Source organism: Agaribacterium haliotis, from assembly GCF_002312815.1.
Classification (GTDB): domain Bacteria; phylum Pseudomonadota; class Gammaproteobacteria; order Pseudomonadales; family Cellvibrionaceae; genus Agaribacterium; species Agaribacterium haliotis.
Genome location: NZ_NKQJ01000014.1, coordinates 73,591 through 92,979 on the forward strand (window position 1 = coordinate 73,591; position 19,389 = coordinate 92,979).

The 19,389-nt window shown below is 50.5% G+C and carries 15 protein-coding genes; 10 read left to right on the forward strand and 5 right to left on the reverse strand.

Annotated elements, in window-relative coordinates; all coding sequences use genetic code 11:
* The first annotated feature begins 17 nt into the window (after positions 1 to 17).
* The 9 genes from CFK45_RS15805 (at position 18) to CFK45_RS15845 (ending at position 10,036) form a co-directional block, all read left to right on the forward strand.
* The gene (locus CFK45_RS15805; protein WP_204378495.1) at positions 18 to 2,501 is read left to right on the forward strand and encodes an aminotransferase class I/II-fold pyridoxal phosphate-dependent enzyme; all 2,484 of its coding nucleotides are present in this window, start codon (positions 18 to 20) and stop codon (positions 2,499 to 2,501) included.
* Positions 2,419 to 2,667 (forward strand): acyl carrier protein, encoded by a 249-nt coding sequence (locus CFK45_RS18515; protein ID WP_349677403.1) that lies wholly within the window; start codon positions 2,419 to 2,421, stop codon positions 2,665 to 2,667. Before CFK45_RS15805 ends, CFK45_RS18515 begins: the two co-directional genes overlap by 83 nt.
* Positions 2,667 to 4,322 (forward strand): AMP-binding protein, encoded by a 1,656-nt coding sequence (locus CFK45_RS15810; protein WP_096087419.1) that lies wholly within the window; start codon positions 2,667 to 2,669, stop codon positions 4,320 to 4,322. Before CFK45_RS18515 ends, CFK45_RS15810 begins: the two co-directional genes overlap by 1 nt.
* A gap of 14 nt (positions 4,323 to 4,336) precedes the next feature.
* Entirely contained in the window at positions 4,337 to 4,744 is a 408-nt protein-coding gene (locus CFK45_RS15815; protein WP_096087420.1) for a gluconate 2-dehydrogenase subunit 3 family protein, read from the forward strand.
* 121 nt (positions 4,745 to 4,865) lie between these two features.
* Positions 4,866 to 6,533: a GMC oxidoreductase gene (locus CFK45_RS15820; protein WP_096087421.1), complete on the forward strand. Its 1,668-nt coding sequence runs from the start codon at positions 4,866 to 4,868 to the stop codon at positions 6,531 to 6,533.
* Positions 6,530 to 7,813 (forward strand): phytoene desaturase family protein, encoded by a 1,284-nt coding sequence (locus tag CFK45_RS15825; protein WP_096087422.1) that lies wholly within the window; start codon positions 6,530 to 6,532, stop codon positions 7,811 to 7,813. Before CFK45_RS15820 ends, CFK45_RS15825 begins: the two co-directional genes overlap by 4 nt.
* 12 nt (positions 7,814 to 7,825) lie before the next feature.
* A complete protein-coding gene (locus CFK45_RS15830; protein ID WP_096087423.1) occupies positions 7,826 to 8,563 on the forward strand; it encodes an SDR family oxidoreductase in 738 nt (245 codons plus the stop codon).
* A gap of 376 nt (positions 8,564 to 8,939) precedes the next feature.
* Positions 8,940 to 9,269 carry a DUF1820 family protein gene (locus CFK45_RS15840; RefSeq protein WP_096087453.1) on the forward strand — a complete coding sequence of 110 codons (330 nt, stop codon included), beginning with the start codon at positions 8,940 to 8,942 and terminating at the stop codon, positions 9,267 to 9,269.
* Positions 9,270 to 9,274: 5 nt separating this feature from the next.
* Entirely contained in the window at positions 9,275 to 10,036 is a 762-nt protein-coding gene (locus tag CFK45_RS15845) for an alpha/beta fold hydrolase (protein WP_096087425.1), read from the forward strand.
* 74 nt (positions 10,037 to 10,110) lie between these two features.
* Here the strand turns inward: CFK45_RS15845 and CFK45_RS18595 are convergent, their stop codons facing one another.
* From CFK45_RS18595 to CFK45_RS15875, 5 genes are all read right to left on the reverse strand, one after another.
* Complete coding sequence (locus CFK45_RS18595; RefSeq protein ID WP_192870770.1) at positions 10,111 to 11,442, reverse strand: hypothetical protein; 1,332 nt, start codon at positions 11,440 to 11,442, stop codon at positions 10,111 to 10,113.
* 216 nt (positions 11,443 to 11,658) lie between these two features.
* The gene (locus CFK45_RS15855; RefSeq protein WP_096087426.1) at positions 11,659 to 12,291 is read right to left on the reverse strand and encodes a bifunctional 4-hydroxy-2-oxoglutarate aldolase/2-dehydro-3-deoxy-phosphogluconate aldolase; all 633 of its coding nucleotides are present in this window, start codon (positions 12,289 to 12,291) and stop codon (positions 11,659 to 11,661) included.
* 245 nt (positions 12,292 to 12,536) lie between these two features.
* Complete coding sequence (locus CFK45_RS18770) at positions 12,537 to 13,919, reverse strand: LamG domain-containing protein (protein WP_096087427.1); 1,383 nt, start codon at positions 13,917 to 13,919, stop codon at positions 12,537 to 12,539.
* Positions 13,920 to 14,208: 289 nt separating this feature from the next.
* Positions 14,209 to 16,062, reverse strand: a complete 1,854-nt coding sequence (locus CFK45_RS15865) for a carbohydrate-binding protein (RefSeq protein WP_096087428.1) — start codon at positions 16,060 to 16,062, stop codon at positions 14,209 to 14,211.
* 517 nt (positions 16,063 to 16,579) lie between these two features.
* Positions 16,580 to 17,980 (reverse strand): OFA family MFS transporter, encoded by a 1,401-nt coding sequence (locus CFK45_RS15875; protein ID WP_096087430.1) that lies wholly within the window; start codon positions 17,978 to 17,980, stop codon positions 16,580 to 16,582.
* A gap of 336 nt (positions 17,981 to 18,316) precedes the next feature.
* Here CFK45_RS15875 and CFK45_RS15885 point away from each other — a divergent pair, with 336 nt between their 5' ends.
* Positions 18,317 to 19,366, forward strand: coding sequence for a hemolysin family protein (locus tag CFK45_RS15885; protein ID WP_096087432.1), 1,050 nt, complete (start codon positions 18,317 to 18,319; stop codon positions 19,364 to 19,366).
* Positions 19,367 to 19,389 lie beyond the last annotated feature (23 nt).

The window sequence follows — 19,389 nt, forward strand, 5'->3', positions numbered from 1 at the left end:
GCCGGGGGCCAGTCATCATGGAAGTAAAACTGTATCAAAGCTTGGCACAGCTTGAGCCAAAACACTGGGATTACGCAAAACGATCTGTTGAAGGCCTGGACTATGACTTCCTGGCAACTGTTGAACGTTCAAAAATCAATGCGTTAAAACACAACTACGCGCTGTTTTTTGATGAGCCGGGTAACACTTGTGGCCGGGCTAATTTCTACCAAGTAGAAATGGACTTCACCACCATGGATAAAGATATGAGTGATGAAGTCAAGGCGAGTATTAAATCGTGGTTTCCCAATTTTATGAACTTTCAAGTTTATGAAATGGGCATGTTTACGATGATTGGCGACTCGTTGGATGTTGCGTCGGAAGAATATCTTGTGCCCTGCCTTGAACAGGTTGCTGTACATATGGATCACTACATCCGGGACCAAGGCGCTGATCTTTTATTAATGCGCGATGTGCCCTATGACAAAGCGGACTTGTACCAGCGCACACTTGAAGATCACGGCTTTGTGATGTGCTCGGGCTTTACCAATGCGGTCTTGCCGCTTAGCTGGAATAGTTTTGATGAATATCTTGCCTCACTTAACAGCAAAGATAGGCACAAACTTAAAACCAGCCTTAAGGTCGAGCAAAAATTTGGTATAGAAATTGAGATCAAGCGCGACTACGAAGAATTAGCAGGCGAGCTGGAAATGCTGTGGAACAAGGTTAATGCCAAAGCCAAAGACTACAGCCGGGAGAAACTGACAAAAGCATTTTTTGAGCAGTCAGCTAAAAATTTGGCGCAAAGTTCTGAGCTAATTTGTTTTCGCTATGAGGGTAAATTAGTTGCTTTTATGTACAACGTATTCAGTGGCGATGACTACACCATGCTCGACTGGGGCATCGATTACGACTTTGCCCTGTATAACCAAACAAGCCTGTATCGTACGGCATCAGTGTTATCACTTAAGCGTGCAATCGAGCTTGGTAAAAAGAATTTTGAGATGGGTATCACCAACTATGTACCCAAAAAGTTACTCGGCGCAAAAATGCGGCCGCTGGTTTATTTTGTCAAACACAAGGACGGTTTGCGTCAAACTAAAGCGATGGCGCGCTTATTAACTGAGAGTATCGATCACCCGGAAGTATTACATGTGAACGACTGCGGCCAGGAATTTGAGTACAACGCCGATGAGTGGCGAGCCTATATTGCCGATCGGCAAATTAGTCTGAGTGAAAATGATATTTTTAGCGATGCCGATAAAGAGTATAAAAAAGAGCTGCTGCGTATTGGCGGTATCTACGGTTTTTATCCGGAGTTTCACTCGCCCCAGGCGAGCTCAATTATCAGTGCCGATGGGCGCAAGGTCACTTTGCTTGGTACAAACTCGTATTTGGGTTTGAACAGTCACCCTCGGGTTGTGGCGGCTTGTATGCAGGCAACACGCGCCTACGGTACTGGCTGCAGCGGTTCACCTTTGCTAAATGGCACCTTGGATCTACACAACCAGCTCGAAGCTGAACTCGCTGAATTTGTTAATAAAGAAAGCGCGATGCTGTGCAGTACCGGCTATCAAACTAACCTGGCGGCAATTTCTGCGCTGTGCGACAGCGATACCCTGGTAATTATGGATGAGCGCAACCATCGCAGCCTCTACGATGGCGTAAGGCTTTCGGGGGCGGATATCGCAATGTTTCGACACCGCGACCTCGCTCACGCCGAGCGCATACTGCGGCGCAACCGCCACCGCAGCTGTCTGTGGGTCACCGATTCGGTGTTCAGCATGGAAGGCAGTGTTGCCGACCTGAAAACCATGTGCAAACTCAAAGAGAGTTACGGTTGCCGCTTATTTGTCGACGAGAGTCACGCTATTGGCGTGCTTGGCAACGGCGGCCGCGGTGTCGCCGAGGCTCAGGGCGTACTCGATAGGGTCGATATTATTATGGGCACCTTTAGTAAGTCACTGGCGTCGCTCGGTGGTTTTGTTGCGGCCAGTGCCGACGTGATTGATTACATCAAACACAAAGCCGGCGGCCATATTTTTTCTGCAAGCATGCCCGCCGGTGTAGTGGCATCGGTGCGCGCGGCGCTAAATATTATTCAAGAAGAGCCCGAGCGCCGCGTTCAACTTCAACAGAAATCCGCATATTTTGCCGAACAGCTGGAGCGACTTGGTTACAACATCAACTTCGACTCAACGCCAATTATTCAGTTAATACTTGGCGACGAGACGCTCGCACTGGCCGCTTATAAAAAGTTTTATGAAGAAGGGGTGTTTGTGAACCCCGTTATTCCGCCGGCTGTACCGGCAAGCGAATGTGGTTTTCGAATTAGTTTTATGTCCACGCATGAGTGGGAAGATCTGTATCGGGCGCTCGAGGTATTTGAGCGGCTGCGCAACGACTTAGTATTAGATGAAAATGCAACTGGAGTGCAACATGCAAGCGAACGTCCTGGAAATCATCAAGCAGTATTCGAAGTGGCCTCAGAACCTGAAGGAGAACTCACGCTTTGTGGATGACCTTGGTTACGACTCTTTTAATATGATGATGGCCATCAGTGATATTGAAGATCTACTTGATATAGCTATACCGTCAAAGCGTTTAGGGGCGGTGATCAGCGTGAAAGATCTTAAAGAAATTCTGCGTGAGTTTAATGCGCTAGCGTTAGAAGAGCAGGTGTCTTAATGAGGCGAGAAGGCAGTTTTGATCTAGCTTGTGAACTGTGGCACGGGCTGTTAGAGAGCGATGAGCGCGGCATCCATTTTTTTGATGAAGAGACACTAAGCTTCAGCTTTTACTCCTATCGTAGCTTGTTATTAAGGGCGGCCCAGGTGGCGCTTAGTTTGGAGCAGTTGGGTGTTAACGCCAAGCACCGGGTTCTTTTGTGTGCGCAAAATAGCCCTGAGTTTGTTTTAACCTGGCTTGCGCTGTGGATGCGAGGCGCAACACCTGTGCCAATGCCCCCATCGATGACGATGTCGGGCAATGGCGGTTTTAGTTCGCGGGTTGCACCACTGCTCAAGCATCACCAGTTCTTTATTTGTGAACAAAACGATCATGTGATTTGGCAGAGCCTTGAGCATGCAGCCGATGTTCAGTTTATTTCCATGAAATCGCTTTGCCGCTCTGCTTTGCGTGAAGATATCTCGAAACTTAGCGTACCTGAGCTTAACTCTACCAAGCACTGGGACGAAGAAGCATTTATTCAATATACCTCGGGCAGCACCAGTGCTCCGAAGGGCATTGTTATAAGTTACCGAAATGTTTTTCACAATGTTGATGAAATATTTAGGCGTATTCATCCGGACCCAGAGCGCGATAGCTATATATCCTGGCTGCCTACTTATCACGACTATGGTTTGATCGCTAATTTTATGCTTTGTTTGATGAAACAGGTAAGCCTGGTTTTGGTTAGCCCATTTTATTTTGTTAAGCGACCACTGAAATTCCTAAAGTTTGTCGAAGATTTTCAGGCTAGTTATTTATGCATGCCAAACTTTGCGCTGGAGATGATCAATCGAAGTTTGAGCCTTAAAGCGCCGGCACCGGAAAATTTAAATCTGAGTTCGCTTAAATGGTGGTCTGTTGCTGCCGAGCCCATCTCGATTGATGCAATCACCACGCTTGAGAAAAACTTAGCTTGTTATGGCCTGCGCTCGGGTGTTTTTAACCCGTCCTACGGGTTGGCAGAAGCGACCGTCGGTGTTTCGGGTAAAGGACCAGATGGCGGTATCTCGATTTACGGAGATAAACATAAATATGTATGTAATGGCCCGTTTTTAGATGGGTTTGATTACGAGATACGCGACCCCGACAAAGATGGCGCAGGGCGTTTGCATATCCGCAGTGATAGTGTTGCTCGCTGGGTTTATGTCAATGGCGATAAACAGAGCTTGGTTGACGAGCGAGGTTTTGTAGATACTCGCGATATTGCTTTGATGCACGATGGCGAGCTGGTGGTGTTTGGCCGCGGTGATGAAATGTTTTGCCGCAACGGCGAAAACGTTTTTCCCTACGATGTTGAGTCGTATGTGCGCAAGCAGCAAGCTCTGCAGGTTCGCCGGGTAGCTTGTTTTAACTTAGATGACGGAGCGCAGGGGCGTTTGGTTTTATTGGTTGAGAGCAGAATCAAAGATAAAAATGTGTTTCTAGATTTAGCTGAAAGTTTAAATCAAAAAATATTTTCGGAGATTGGCATTGCCGTTGACGATCTGGTCTTGGTGAAGGCGCACAGCATACCGGTGACTACCAGCGGTAAAATTCAGCGCTCAAAAGCTGCTGAGCTCTACCGCCTGGGTGAGTTTGCCAGTGTAACCCAGTGTGAACTAGATCTTAGTTAAGCAAAGAGGCACTTATGCAACAGCCACTACAAGAGCAGCACACATTAATTATTTCTGCGTTAGCACAAGGCTTATTGCCTCAGACCGGCTCCATTCCCGGTGCACATCAATTACCTGTGACACAAATGATTGCCGATGTTGTTGTGCAATGGGATTCCGGCCAGCGCGAAATCTTTGAGCAGAGTTTGTTATATGTCGACGGGCTTGCACTTGACTTACTCGGTGCAAGGCTTGTTGATCTGAGCGACGATCAAGCGGTTCATTTTGTTTCGCTTATTGCTCAGTCCGAAGAGCTCAGCGACTTTTGGGAGCCGATGCGAAAGCTATTGGTGCTTAATTATTACGCGTTGCCGCCGGTTTATAGCGAACTTGGTTTTCCCGGGCCAAGCATAGACAACGGCGGGCTTTCCGCGTTTGCTTAAGTGAAAACGCCAGCTTCAGTAATCGTGAATTGCGATATTGGTATTTGTGCTCAGGCGTATAGATATTTGGGTATACAGGTATTTTTGTATACAAGCATAGGGATATATAGGCATTATTATTATGGGCTTTACTTCGAAAATTCAATCGCACTACGACGTTGTAGTTGTTGGCGCAGGCGCTGCGGGCGCAGCCTATATTCAGCGTTTGACTGAAAGCGGTTTGCGAGTGTTGGCGATAGAAAAAGGTCCGTTTTTTAAAAATCATCGCGATGATTTTATTGAGAACGAGCTTGGCATATTTAATCACCTCTGGGATAGCAGCAGCTACGAAGTCGAAGGTGATGCGTTTCGTGCGACACCTAATTTGGGCCGAGCTGTTGGCGGAGGAACACTTGCGTGGACGGCTGTTGCACTGCGTTTTTTTGAGCGCGATTTTCACTTTAAAAAACATTGGAAAGTTCCTGCGCAAAGCTCGGTGACAAACTGGCCCATTTCGCTAAAAGATCTGGATCTTTATTATCAGCAGGCCGAGCTTCATATGGGCGTTTCGGGCACTGCCACAGTTTGGGATCAGCCAAATGCAGCGCTTCCTCCCAATCCCGCTTTGGATTTTTACCCCGGTTCAAATCAGCTAAAAACAGGCTTTGATAAGCTCGGTTATCGCTGGGCGCCCGGGCGAATTGCAACAAATTCCAGGCCTTACAACAACGCATCGGAATGTTTGCACTGTGGCTTTTGCCGTTCTGGTTGTCGTGTTGACGCTAAATATCAAGCCGATAAGGTATTAATCGAGCCGGCCCTGGCGAGCGGTTTTCTCGATTTGGCCTACGAGTGTACGGTTGTTGAACTGTTAACAAGTGGTGACGGCAAACAAATTACTGCTTTGCGTTTTGTTGACGATCAAAGTGGTGAAGAGTTGAAGGTTTCGGCTGAGCACGTTGTACTGTGTAATAACCCGTTTGAAACCACGCGCTTGTTATTAAATTCTGCTAACGATGCCCACCCCAATGGCATTGGGAATAAATTTGATCAAGTCGGCCGTCACTTCTTTTGCCATTTAGGTGTTGTCGGTTTGGGTTTTACCGAACAGGATTTGCGTGCTAGCACAGGCCATAATATGGGCAATATTATGAGCCTTGACCCGTGTAATCAGGGGCGCGATAAAAACTACGTTGGTGGTTTTACCCTGCTGTCACTAAATGGTGCCGGCGCAGGTGTTGCTGCGATTGACCCGCTTGAGCACTTCCAGGGGCCGGAGCTTCAGGAAAAAATGTCGCGCTTTAACAGAGCCTTATTTATGGTGTCGTTTATTGAAGGGCTTCCCGCTGAACACAATCGTATTCGCCTCGGCCAAAGCTTGGATAGTTATGGGCTGCCACAAGCGAAAGTAGAGTATGACTACCTGGAAAATGACCTGCTTGCACTTGCCGATGCCAGACAGGCGATGGCCGATGTGATGACTGAAGCAGGCGCTGGTGATGTACATGTTTCGCGTGAGTTTGAAGCACATCCGATGGGGGGCATGCGCATGGGTAACTCCCCATCACAATCTGCGACGGATAAATGGGGCAGGGTGCACGGCTTAAACAACTTATGGGTTGGCGGTGCTTCGCTGTTTGTTTCTGGAAGCTCGGTAAATCCAACGCTTACGATTCACGCTCTGGCACTGCGTTCAGCTGAAAAGCTAGCGAAAACTTTTGCCCAACAAAAGAAACAGAAGCAGCAACAGAAAAAAGACCAAAAAAAGAACAAACAATCCAGTCTTAACAGCGAGCGAGCTTACGCATGAAAACAGTCGTTATTGGCGCCGGCTTGGCCGGTCTTATCTGCGCTTTGCGTCTACAAAAGAGCGGTTGTGATGTGCTGCTGGTTGAAAAAGCACAGCGCGTAGGCGGCTTGTGTGGCACCTTTTTTCGGGACGGTTATGAATTTACCATTGCATGCAACGATTTTGGCTGGGGTTTGGTTGAAGAGCTCAATGAGCTCGGTGTGAACTGTGAGTTTGAAAGCAAGAAAACCCAGGTGTTTTACCGCGATCAAAAACCGACTAAAAAGCAGCTAACGATACAGCTGCCGCCGGGGCCCGGGCTTTTAGCTAAGTTACTTGGCCGCCAGCCACTGCAGTTTTTGGCGTTTATCTGGGGCATTGTTAGAGCGAACATGGGGCTTCAAACAGGTAATCTTCAAAGTTTTGCCCAGCGTTTTTTAAAGCCGGGGCCTGTGCGCGATTTAGTGGAGTTGCCTGCGTATCTGATGGGGGTTGCTCCGTACGACTTGGCAAACAGTTACGCTTTGTATGATAAAAAATTTGGTTACAACTACGCCAAGCCCGCCTGCCCGGTTGGCGGGCCACAGAAAATGGCCGATGCCATTGCCGAGGCGTTTGTACAGGCCGGCGGTGAACTGGTGTTAGCTGACGCCGTTGATAAGCTGGATTCCTGTGATGGCGGGCACACACTGCAGCTAGCCAGCGGCCGCAAAATTCTCGCAGACAAACTTGTCGATACACGTGAGCGGCCGGCTCCTTGTGGAGTAAAACGCGGTGTGGCGCTAAGTATGTTGTTACTTGTGGTCGACAAGCGCTACAAATTCCCCGAAGGGGTACACACCCTTATTCACTATCCAGAGTGTGCTGAGCAGTGGGCCGAAAAAATTGATCAGGGTCTGTTGCCCACAGATTTTGCTTTTCATATTTTTAAAAGTGACTTAGATGCAAAAGCAGATCACTACAGCTTAAATTGTTTTTTTTATTTTCCCCGGGGGCAAGAGCAGCCAAACCAGCAATGTCGCGACTTTTATTTGGACTATATCGATCAGCATCTGGAGCAGTTACTGCCAGGAGTGAAAAAAAGTCTGATTTACCAGCAGCTGTTCAGCGCTGCGGATTTTGCTGAAGAGCACAAGATGAGTAGCCGGGTTATGCCGAGTATTGGTATCGACAAGGTTAGGCAGCACGATGCCGAAGCGAAACTGTGGTGTGCCGGGCACAGCGTGTGGCCGCCCGGAGATCACGCCGGTGCGGCAGCGCTTTCTGGGCGTTTAGTCGCCGAGGCAATTTTGGCAGATTAAGGCGAATGAACAATGGATTTTAACAACAAGCGTGTGTTGATAAGTGGTGGCAGTTCGGGCATCGGCCGTGCGTTGGTAGTGAACTTGTTAAATCAAGGCGCGAGCGTTTTTACCTGTGCTCGCGATGTTTCTACGCTGGTAGAGCTACAAGATCAGTACCCGCAGCTACATGTTGTGCAGGCAGATATTTGCTTGGCAGAGCACCGGCAGAGAATCTTTAATGAAATTTTACGCAGTGGTGAGACGCTGGATGCGCTGTTTAACAATGCCGGTGTTCAATACGCGGTTGAGATTGGCACTGCTGGCGATGAGCTCACTCAGCAAATAGAGCAAGAGCTGCAGATCAATCTATGCGCACAGTTGCAGATGTGCGACAAGTTTTTACCCTTATTAAAAAAATCTGAGCGCGCTTTAATTGTCAATGTCAGCTCGTGTTTGGCTTTGACGCCCAAGCGCAGCGCCCCTGTTTACTGTGCTAGTAAAGCTGCTATCTCGAGTTTCAGCCGCGCTTTGGCGTATCAGTTGGAGGGCAGCAATGTTGCCGTTGCGGTTATCTACCCGCCGCTGGTTGATACTTCAATGACCGCCGGGCGCGAAGCAAAGACTATCAGTGCTGAAAGCTGTGCTGAGGACATCGTTGCCCAGCTTGGTCGGGGGCGCAGGCAGGTTTTTGTTGGCAAGGCACGCGCACTTAGACTTATCCACCGCGTGTTCCCCGGTTTGGCGGCAAGGATTCTAAAGAACAGTTGAGGTAACTATGCGTAAATGTGAATATTTTTTGTACACACGCCGCGCTTTTTTGCGCAAGAATGCTGAAGTTTTAGCATCTGGTATTGGGCTTGCTTTGTCGGTAAATGCTTCAGCCACCGTGAAGCTGGCTCCGTCTGAGTTGCGGCCTCTCGGTGCGGGGCCCATGCGGGCGCTGGATTTAAGCAAGTATTTAGGCCCGAGCGGCGCGAGCTCCTAAGCGTTCACTCTGTACTAGCGCCTTGGGTATCGCACTGCTCTTGCCTTTCATTACAGGCCAAGAGTGTTGAGCGCGGCGCGAATTGCGCTGCGGGGCTTGATTATTGCCAATTTGCCCCCATTGTGGCTAGGTGATAATCAGCCGCACGTGAGATGTTTTATGGCCTTGACGCCAACCTATAAGGTTGTGTTCTACAACCAAAACCAAGTTTACGAAGTGTATTGCCGTGCTATCTACCAGAGTGAGATGTACGGTTTTATTGAAGTTGAAGAGTTTGTCTTTGGTGAAAAAGCCCAGTTGGTGGTGGACCCGGGCGAAGAAAAACTCAAAAACGAGTTTGCCGGGGTAAAGCGCTCTTATATTCCGTTGCACAGCATTGTGCGCATTGACGAAGTTGAAAAAGAGGGCTCCGGTAAAGTTGTTGATGTGAAAGACGGCAACAAAGTCACGCCGTTTCCTGTTCCTGGTATGGCGCCGAAGTCCGAATAATTTTTATGGGCATAGATTACAGTGTTCGCGGCCACGGTGAGCCTGTGGTGCTTATCCACGGCTTGTTTGGCTCGCGTGAAAACCTTGGCGCGCTGGCCAAGTTGCTCAGCGAGCAATTTAAAGTTTATTCCATCGACTTGCCAAATCACGGCCGCTCGGAACATATCGACAACTTTGATTTGCACTCGATGGCCGAAGCAATCAAAAACTGGATGCAGCGTGTCGATTTGCCACAGGCGCATTTTGTCGGGCACAGCTTGGGCGGCAAGGCAGCGATGGAGCTTGCGCTGTCTCACCCGGAGTGTGTCGTAAAATTGGCCGTTGCTGACATCGCTCCGGTTGCCTATGGCCACCGCCACGAAGATGTTTTTGCCGGTTTGCTTGCGATTGATCTGGAGAGCATCAGCAGCCGGGTAGAGGCTGATCGTATATTGCAGCAGCGTGTGCCCGAGCCCGCCGTGCGCAGCTTTTTATTAAAAAACCTGCAAAAAACGGCTGACGGTAAGTTTCAATGGCGCATGCATGTAAGTGCAATCCATAAACACTACGCCGATCTTATAAAAGCCAATAGCGAACTATGTATCGATAAACCAGTGCTGTTTTTAAAGGCCGAGAACAGTGACTATATTAAGGCCGAATACAAAGAGGCGATCTTAAAGCGCTTTCCCAAGGCAGAATTAAAAGTGGTTAGCAATACCGGCCACTGGCTGCACGCAGAAAAGCCCGATTTGGTTGCGCGTTTATTAACGCGGTTTTTACTAGCCTAAGTTTGTTTGTTGCTATCTTACGCACAATAAAAAGCCGGCATGAAGCCGGCTTTTTATTTTAAGGTGCTTAATACTTACTGAATCTCAAACAAATAGATATTGTCGATGTAGTAAGCGTTTTCACCGTTCCAGTCGTGTTGAATAATACGCAGATAGCTGGCGTTACTGTCCCAGTCGTAGTCGGCGCTACTTTCGTTGTCGATATCAAAGATCAAGTTAACGCCTGCCCAGCTGCCGTTGGCCAGAGGTGAGTCGCCGTTACTCTCAATAGGAGCGGTTTTGTGTCGGCCATTGCCTACACTGACTAAGCCGTCACCGCTAACAATCGCCGCTTCAAAAACAGTCGCACCACAATCACCAGCAGGGCACTGATAGTTAAAACTCAGGCCATAGCGTTTACCTGCTTTAATTGCGCCGGGTGCGAGTTCGCGATCAACGCGTACAAGTGTCTCGGCGGTTTTGCCTGCAGTATTGATGTAGAGCCCGTAAGTGCCGGCGTTTGCGGCTTCGGCGCGAACCTCAACAATGGCTGTGCTGCTGTCATCCTGACCGGTGCTGGTCCAGCCGCCTAGTTCTCCGTCTTCAAAATCGCTGTATAACAACGAGTCGCTAGCAGGGTCATAGCTGACAATACGAACATTGTCGACAGCGCCACCGGCGACACCGAAAATATTCAGGCTGACATCACTGGCGCCAGTTACTTCGTCACCGGCAAGAAAGAATGCCGATACGGTGTGGAAGCCGGTTGTTGCTCCGCGGTTTGGATACCACGCGTCACTAATTTTGCTGCCACCTTGTTCAACGTAGACATTCCACCACTGCCACTCAGAATATTTGTCAGAGTCTGGCGCAGCCGCTTCAAAACTAATGGCGTAGTTTTTACCTGAGGCAAGTGCGTCTTGTGGCAGCGTAACGCTGATGGTTGCGTTACTTGGGCCCATTGCTACGCCGTAAACCTGGTCGGTAACGTACTTCGCGTCCATAGAAATCTGTGCAGCGTCGGCAGTGCTCCATTCACTTGTTGCAAAGTCGCCGCTTTCAAAACTTGCATCGGGAACAGCAACTTCGTTATCCACAGCAGGCGAAGGACTAACTTCAGGCGAAGGACTGGCTTCAGGTGAAGGACTGGCTTCAGGTGAAGGACTGGCTTCAGGCGAAGGACTGGCTTCAGGTGAAGGACTGGCTTCAGGTGAAGGACTAACTTCAGGTGAAGGACTAACTTCAGGTGAAGGGCTGGCTTCAGGTGAAGGGCTGGCTTCAGGTGAAGAACTAACAACTGGGCTAGGGCTTGGTGATGATTCCGGGTCGGAATCATCATCGCCGCCGCCACAGGCAACAAGGGTTGTGATTGTGGCGCACAGAAGGCTGCGCGCTAACCATGAGTAGCGTGAGTCTTGGGTAGTCATGCTTATACCTATTCTAATACTGCAATTTTTAGGATGAGGCGTCCATGCCGAGCTAAAACCGGTAGCGGGGCTAAGCCCTAAAGCACTACTAATTTAGGCCCGTTCGAGATTAGTGGATGCACTAATATACCAAAGTATTAGAAGATGTGGCACAAAAATTAACCTTTTTTCGTAAAAACAAACAAATGTTTGATTTTGGTATTAGAAAGCTAAGGTTTATAACCTGCTTAGATAATCTTGGGCTAACTTTTGCTGTTGTTTAAGCTCGCTTTCGTTTGTGCACGCATAAGCCAGGCAGTTGCCAACGGCAACACCCGCAGCGCCGGCTTTGAGCCACTGTGTCATGCGCTCGGGGCTCATATTGTCGACGGCCATGATAGCGACGTCGTTAAACGGGCCGAGCAAGGATTGAAAGTAGGCAATACCAAATACTTCGGTTGGAAACAGTTTGACGATATCTGCGCCATAGTCGACGGCGTCGGCGACCTCGGTTGGCGTCAGCGCACCCATTAACACTGGCAAGTTATTGCTGTGTGCGACATCAACAACGTCTTTATTGGTATTGGGGGTGACTAAAAACTGAGCGCCTGCGCTGGCGGCTTCTTTGGCGAGCGCGGCCGTGCGCACCGTGCCCGCGCCGACAAGCAGCTCGGGGTGCGCAGCGCGCGCATTGTGAATTTCCTGCTGCCAGCCCGGTGTATTACTGGTGATTTCGAGCGCCTGAACGCCCGCATGGGCAAGGTTGGCAACAATCGATGCGACTTGCCGCTGCTCAGTACAGCGAATAATGGCGATAAATTTATTGTTAAGTAAGCGCTTGCGGAGCTGTTCGCGCGTAGGGTTAGTCATGTGCTGCTTATCTCTGCTGCGTTGTTGATATTGCCGTTATCTGAAGAAGCTAGTCTGTTTAAATAAATTGACAGCTATCTGCAGCACAGAGTTTAGCGTGTTGAACTTAGGCTTTATAGCGAGAGCGCGTATGCTTTTTAGCAGCTTGATGTGTGTTTCGCGGTTTACTGCCGAGCGCCAAAAGCAAGCTTAGAAGTATACTCAGCCCTGGGAAAACAGGGCTGAGCTAGCGTCAGTTAGGTCTATTAGCTGCGCAGTTTGCGTGTTCTGAGCCCTAGTAGAGACGCCAGTAATAGTAACAGAGGGCCTGAACCACTGCCGCCGCCGCTGTCTTTATCGTCCGAGTCGTCACCACTATCCGGTGTCGGAGTAGCTGATGGGCTAGGGCTTGCACTGGCTATCGGGCTTGGCGATGTGCTCGGGCTAACCGTTGGGCTTGGTGATGGGCTAGGACTTGGCGATGGGCTTGGGCTCGGCGATGGGCTTGGACTTGGCGATGGGCTTGGGCTCGGCTCTGGCGAGGAAGTCGCTACGGGTTTGTAAAAGCGTACCCAATCGACAAGGTACTCAGCACCTTCTTTGGCGAGGTCGTAGTCCGATGGTGTCAGAGCTGTCTCCGGGTTCACAATGGGGCCGCTACCGTCGTTTGTTGCACCGGCAAACGCTCGCCAATCCTGATCTTCGAGGCTGATAAGCACGTTCATGCTTTCATCGAGCCCGGCGCCATTGGTGTGGTTGGGTTTGTCCATTGGGTTGTAGTCGAAGTACTGTTCGCGCGGAGTACCCGAGCCGTCGAGGTAGTAGGAGTAGCCAGCGCGGCTCGGGTCTTCAGCGCTGCTATCGTAGCTGATAATGCGCACGAGTTTGCCGTTGACATAATATTCAAGGTGGAAAGGGCTCTTCCAGTAGGTGCCAACGGTTACAAATTCTGAAACCCAGCTTGCGCGCCCGTCTTCTCTGTACCAGGTGCCCTGAACGTCGACGCCTTCACCGGCACCGGGCTGGTAGTCGGTAAGCGGGTCGCGAATAAATGTGTGGTTGCTAAGGTGCAGTGCACCGGCTGTCCATGCGCCGATATCAACGTTGCCGTCGCCATCGCGATCAACCCCCGCACCACCATAGGCCTCGATGGTGTCGATTTCTTTGGTGTCGTTGTCGCTCAGAAACCAAAAGGTGCTGGCGAGCACGGTATCGCTGAGCTTTGCGCGTGCTTCCATATACACCGGGTAGGCAATGTGCTCCGCTGAGGTGATACTGCCCATGTACAGAAGGTGGCTGGCATTGTTTATTTTGTTGGTATAGCCGTCCCAGATATCGTTGACGGCAGACTCCGGAGCGCGGCTGGCAGTAATGCGCAAGTTGCCACCGGTGACTTCGACATGATCTTTATCCCAGATGGTTAGGCCAGGGCCTATCCACGGGTTGTGATAACCAAAGGTCCAGCGGGCATCAAAATCCGGGTAGGAGCCGCCAGCGGGCATTTCGTAGTTAAAATCATCACTTTGATTTTGAAGCTGCCACTCCATGCCTTCTCCGGCATCGGCGGGCACGGGGATATCGTCCCAATCTGCGGCGAGCACAGGGCTGCTGGCCAGCATTACGGCAAGGGCAAATTTGCTTTTTATCATCGTTATTTGTCTGTCGATTAAGAATACAAAGCGGGTATTATATAGACGGTTTTTGGCAGAATGCGAGGGCTGTGGCGTTTAAAACTTTGTTTGTTGATTTGTTTCAATGCATCATTGTGAGTGCTTACTACTTTCCCGGGCCTCTGTTTTGTTGAAGCTCTGGTGGGGATATAAGCTTTGTAAATAAGAACAAGATTATTTTGTTTAGTTAAACAGGCGTTTGGTCTTCGCTGGGAATAACGAGGGCCTTAAGACCCTCGTTCTGCTTACTATAACGGTGATTTAAAACTCAGTTGCTGCTAAAGCTGAGTTTGTCTAAGTACCACTGCCAGATATAGGTCGAGCCTGTGCTTTCAACACGTACGGTATGTTTACCGGCGCTAATATTTAGCCCAGAGCCAACACTGGTTTCGTTAAACTCATTCCAGCTGCTGCCAAGTATGGGGCTTTGCGCGACAAGTTGGCCGTCAATATAAACCGCCATATTGGCGTCGCCGTCATTTTCGTTGGTTGAGGCAAAAGCGCTAAGTGTATAGCTGCCGGTAGCGGGGAACTCGACTTCAAACTCGGCCCAGTCGCCAGTTTGGTTGTTGCCGAGGAAGCTTGTTGTTCCCCACCAGGTCTGAGTGTCCAGGCCGCTCATTGCGGTATAGGACTCTGCTTCAACAACAATCTCTACACCGGGGCCGACAGGCGGTGTGCTTGGGCTCGGTGACGGCTCGGGGCTGGCCGACGGAGAGGGGCTGGGGGCTGGCGCCGCATCGCCAACTTTAATAAAGCGAATTTCATCGCCGTTCCACTGCCAGGCGCTGCTGCCGGCACTTTGCACTCGCACACTGTGTGTACCGGCACTGAGCGTTACCGTGTTGTCGAGGCGGTGGCTCTGGTAGCTTTCCCAGCCACCGGTATTGCTTAATTCAGCTGATGCAATATAGATATCGTTGATGCTGACTTCGGCGCCTATGCCACCGTTAATGGGCGATGCGGTGACAAGTTCAATGGCGTATTCGCCGTCTTCACTTAAGCTCACGCTGTAGTCTGCCCAGTCGCCGACGGTGTTGTAATTGATGTTGTCGATGCCGTTGGCATTAAAACCAATAAAGTCATCGCCGCTGATGGCACTGCCTTGTTTACCGGTGTTGATAAAGTGCGCCATTTCTGTTGTCACGCTTGTGCCTGGCGCAGGGCTCGGCGAGGCGGATGGCGACGGGCTCGGGGTGCCACCGCTGTTGTCGCTGACAGGTTTGTAGATGCGAACCCAGTCGACGTAATAGGTATTTTGCGCAGGGTTTGCAAGCTCGGCATCGCTTGGCGTGATGCCCGCGTCCGAGCGCCAGTTTTGGTCCTCGGTGTTGAAGATCAGGTGCATAGGTTTGTTGAGCCCGGTACCGCTGGTGTAGCCGCGCGGGTCTATCTCTTCGGGGCGGGTGATGCGAACAAGTTCGCCATCGATGTAGTATTCGAGGTTCCACGGGTCTATCCAGTGCACGCCGATGGTGTGCCAGTCGTCGCGCCACACCGTGCCTTTGCCGTCGGCATACCAGGTTAGGTCTTTGTCGCCGCCGTAGGAGAACTCGTCATTGTCGCTGGGTTGATAGTCCTGAAAAGGCTCGCGCACAAACACGTGGTGACTTAAGTGGATGCGCTGGGCAAACCACTCCTGGCCGGGGCGACTTGAGCCGTAAGCCTCGAGGATGTCGATTTCCTGAGTGCTGTCGGCGCTCAACAGCCAAGCGTCAGAGGCGAGCACAAGGTCGCTGATTTTGGCCCGGATTTCGACATAGAGCGGGTAAGTCAGAGCTTCATGTGAGGTGATGGAGCCGGCGTAAACCTGGTTGGTGCCTTCCTTGCGGCCGGCGACAATATTGAGTTTGCCGTCGCTCATTGAGCTGTAATATGGGTGCCACTCGGTCAGGCCGGGGCCCGTCCACGCGTTGACAAAACCTTCTTTCCAGCGCTGGTTAAAGGTGGTGCTTTTGCCGACGGCGGGGGCGTCGTAGTTAAAGTCGTCACTGAGGCTGTGCAGTTCCCACTTCTGTCCGGCGCCGGCGTCTGCGGGTACTGGCAAACCGTCCCAATCGTAAGCAAAGCTGGCGCTGCTCAGGCTCAAAGCGATTGCGCTGCATAAAAGGCGTGTATTCATTTCATCCTCGATATTTATTTTTATGTAAGCGCTTAATATTACGAAGCTTGTTGCTCGCTTGGCTGTCAGGAATATGACGTCTTGCGCTAAAAATTGGCGCGGCGACCAGCGCAGAGCTGCTTAAAGTTCAACAGGGGAAGTGAGTATTGATGGGCTCTGGCGATGTATTTTAAGCATAAAGTCTGAGCCTGTTCCGCTGCTTAAAATGTGCGCTTGTTGTCTTTTGGGGTGTTCATTTAGTCGTGTTGTTGCGCTACCGCCAAGGCGCTTGGCGTAGACTTGCGTAACACAGTGAGCAAGCTTGTTTTTTTTAAGTTTTATTTTGATATTTTTGTGTGCGCAGACGCGGCGATATATCGAGCGGAAGCTGGGCGAATATGTCAGCTTTTTGTCTTTTTTATTAAATCTGGTACTAAATTCTGTATAAAAAAAGCCCCGCATCTATGGGGCTTACGATGGGGGGCAGGGTTTCTATTCGAGCTTTCTCTAGTTTGGCGCCGCAGCGCCAAAGCTTAGATTATGCAGTTTGTGCTGCCAGCGCATTGCGTGCGCGATTGACGTAGGCCTTCATCAGCAACGAGGTAATCAGCGCAAAAATAAAGACCCCGGCGAAGATGTACAGAGTCATCTCGTAGCTGCCGCTGACAGTGCGCACATAGGCCGCCAGCTGAGGGCCGGCAAGGCCGGCAAGCGCCCAGGCAGTCAGCACATAGCCGTGGATGGCGCCGAGTTGCTTGGTGCCAAACAAATCGCCGATAAAGGCCGGCAAGGTGGCGAAACCGCCGCCGTAACAGGTCAGAATGAGGTACAACACAACCTGGAACAGAATCACCGAAGTGATATTCGGCAGCAGGTAGAACGCGACAATCTGAATAATAAAGAAGGTCATATAGGTGTTGGCGCGGCCGAGTACGTCGCTCATCGAAGCCCAGCCGATGCGGCCGAGACCGTTAAACAAACTCATTAAACCAACCACTGCAGCGGCTTCACCTGCAGTCAGGCCGATGCTTTCCTGGGCGAGTGGCGAGGCCGAATAGATCACCGCAATACCGCAACTGATATTGATAAACATCATCAACCACAGGCCGTAAAACGGCAGGGTTTTAATCGACTCGTTGGCAGTCAGTTGAGTCAGGTCTTCAACTTTTTTAGTTTTACCGGATGCGATCGCATCTTTCATGCCTTCAGGCATCCAACCTTGCGGTGGGCGCTCGAGGTAAGAAGCCGAGGCAAACATAACCACGAGGTAAATCACACCCATGATAAACCAGTTTGCGTAGATGCCTTTGGCGGCAACAATCGCGGCAATCGCCTGGTTTTGCGCGGCGGCATCACTGATGCCGGCAATTTTTGCTGCCACCGCAGGGTTCAATGCCGCTTCAGCGAGCGAGGCCACCTCGTAATAAGCCAGGCCAAAACTTGTCATCAGCTTCTGGAACAGCGGGCCACCAAAAAAGGCGCCAAAACCAAAACCCATGATCGCCAGGCCGGTGGCCAGGCCGCGGCGGTCCGGGAACCACTTAACCAGAGTACTGACGGGCGTGATGTAGCCAATGCCAAGGCCAATACCGCCGAGCACGCCGTAGCCGAGCCAGATAATGTAGAGGTTTTCTAACATCGCGCCGAGACCGGCAACCAGCAGACCACCGCCAAAAAATGATGCTGCGAGCATGCCCGACTTGCGCGGGCCGTGTTTCTCAACAAAGTGCCCCATAATTGCCGCGGAGATGCCGAGGAAAAAAATCGCAAAACTAAAGGTCCATGCAATTTCGTTGTCGCTGACACCGGGGAGCAGTTTGGCCAGGGGCTTTTTGAAGACACTAAAGGCGTAAACGGAACCAATCGAGGCGTGCACACCGACCGCACTCGCGGCGATGAGCCACCTGTTTTTGGTAGCTTGAGAAGTTGCTGCGTTCATAATCTTTGCCTGAGATTTTGATGGTTAAAATTTTTCTCCTGTAGATTATCGAAGTCGGTCAAGCGGCCTTTGACTGGTGTCAACGACCCTTGCAAAGGCCGCCGGGCAGTTGAACTTTTTATCATCTCTGTTGTAGCAAGGTCGGCGCCGCGTTGGCTGCACTTTTGTTCTGCTTGGTTTTGCTTTGTTTCGCCGACAACAAGGCTTATCTGGCTTCTAGCTATGAACACAAACTGCTATGCTCTGAGCCGGCAATATCGGCAGCGTTTGAACGCTTGTCTGCTAGTGCCAGCGGGCACCCGGCCCTTGTTTGAGATGGACTAAGCTAAAAACACTATGACCTTATTGATTCTTTACCTGTGCCTGGCGATAGGCGTTTCTTTTTTGTGTTCTGTGCTTGAGGCAGTTTTATTGTCGGTAACGCCGAGTTATTTGCAGGCCGCACAGACCGACGATCCGCGCCGGGCAAAAAAGCTTAAAAAGGTCAAAGAGCGGCTCGATGAGTCGCTGTCTAGCATCCTTATACTCAACACCTTTGCCCACACCATGGGCGCCGCCGGAGTTGGTTCTCAGGCCTTGCAGGTTTTTGGCCCGCAGTGGGAAACACTCATCGCAGTGTTGCTGACCCTGGCGATTTTATATTTATCTGAAATTATTCCTAAAACCCTAGGCGCTACTTTTTGGCGTCAGCTGGCGATGCCGGCAGCCTATATTATTTCGTGGCTGGTGAAGCTGGTGTATCCGCTTGTGTGGCTGTCTTCGGGTTTGACAAAGATTTTTAGTCACAGCCAGGAAAATGAAATTACCCGCGAAGAAATTATTGCGCTGGCCTCGTTAAGCCACAAAGAAGGTGCACTGTTTCGCCAGGAAAATGAGTATTTATCGAACCTGCTTAGCTTGCGCGAAATAAAAGTTGAGCAGATCCTGACGCCGAGAACGGTTGTGCATATGCTCGATGGCAGCTTGAGTGTAAGCGAGGCATTGGATGAACCGGGCACACGCCAGTTTACGCGCATGCCGGTTTTTGCAGGCGGGGTTGACGATATTGTCGGCATGGTTAATCGCTCTGATCTCTATGATGCGGAGCGTTCGGGCCAGGGTAATGATGCCCTGCAAACACTTATGAAAGACATATTGCGGGTATCGGAAAAACTGCCCGTTCAGCAATTGCTCGATATGTTGATTAAACAAAAAGCTCACCTGGCCCTGGTTGAAGATGAATTTGGTCAAACCGCCGGGGTGGTCTCTCTTGAAGACGCCATTGAAACGCTGCTCGGGCGCGAAATTGTCGATGAAAGTGATCAGGTCGCGGATATGCAGGCCCTGGCCAAGGACAAATATCGAGGCCGCTTGCGTGAAGAGAGTTCCAGCAAACAGCCTAAATAGCCGCCTGTTAAAGCAAGACTAAG

Coding starts and splice junctions, on each gene's coding strand:
- CFK45_RS15805 (WP_204378495.1), top strand. CDS start 18: ATGGAAGTAAAACTGTATCAAAGCTTGGCACAGCTTGAGCCAAAACAC.
- CFK45_RS18515 (WP_349677403.1), top strand. CDS start 2,419: ATGCAAGCGAACGTCCTGGAAATCATCAAGCAGTATTCGAAGTGGCCT.
- CFK45_RS15810 (WP_096087419.1), top strand. CDS start 2,667: ATGAGGCGAGAAGGCAGTTTTGATCTAGCTTGTGAACTGTGGCACGGG.
- CFK45_RS15815 (WP_096087420.1), top strand. CDS start 4,337: ATGCAACAGCCACTACAAGAGCAGCACACATTAATTATTTCTGCGTTA.
- CFK45_RS15820 (WP_096087421.1), top strand. CDS start 4,866: ATGGGCTTTACTTCGAAAATTCAATCGCACTACGACGTTGTAGTTGTT.
- CFK45_RS15825 (WP_096087422.1), top strand. CDS start 6,530: ATGAAAACAGTCGTTATTGGCGCCGGCTTGGCCGGTCTTATCTGCGCT.
- CFK45_RS15830 (WP_096087423.1), top strand. CDS start 7,826: ATGGATTTTAACAACAAGCGTGTGTTGATAAGTGGTGGCAGTTCGGGC.
- CFK45_RS15840 (WP_096087453.1), top strand. CDS start 8,940: ATGGCCTTGACGCCAACCTATAAGGTTGTGTTCTACAACCAAAACCAA.
- CFK45_RS15845 (WP_096087425.1), top strand. CDS start 9,275: ATGGGCATAGATTACAGTGTTCGCGGCCACGGTGAGCCTGTGGTGCTT.
- CFK45_RS18595 (WP_192870770.1), bottom strand. CDS start 11,442: ATGACTACCCAAGACTCACGCTACTCATGGTTAGCGCGCAGCCTTCTG.
- CFK45_RS15855 (WP_096087426.1), bottom strand. CDS start 12,291: ATGACTAACCCTACGCGCGAACAGCTCCGCAAGCGCTTACTTAACAAT.
- CFK45_RS18770 (WP_096087427.1), bottom strand. CDS start 13,919: ATGATAAAAAGCAAATTTGCCCTTGCCGTAATGCTGGCCAGCAGCCCT.
- CFK45_RS15865 (WP_096087428.1), bottom strand. CDS start 16,062: ATGAATACACGCCTTTTATGCAGCGCAATCGCTTTGAGCCTGAGCAGC.
- CFK45_RS15875 (WP_096087430.1), bottom strand. CDS start 17,980: ATGAACGCAGCAACTTCTCAAGCTACCAAAAACAGGTGGCTCATCGCC.
- CFK45_RS15885 (WP_096087432.1), top strand. CDS start 18,317: ATGACCTTATTGATTCTTTACCTGTGCCTGGCGATAGGCGTTTCTTTT.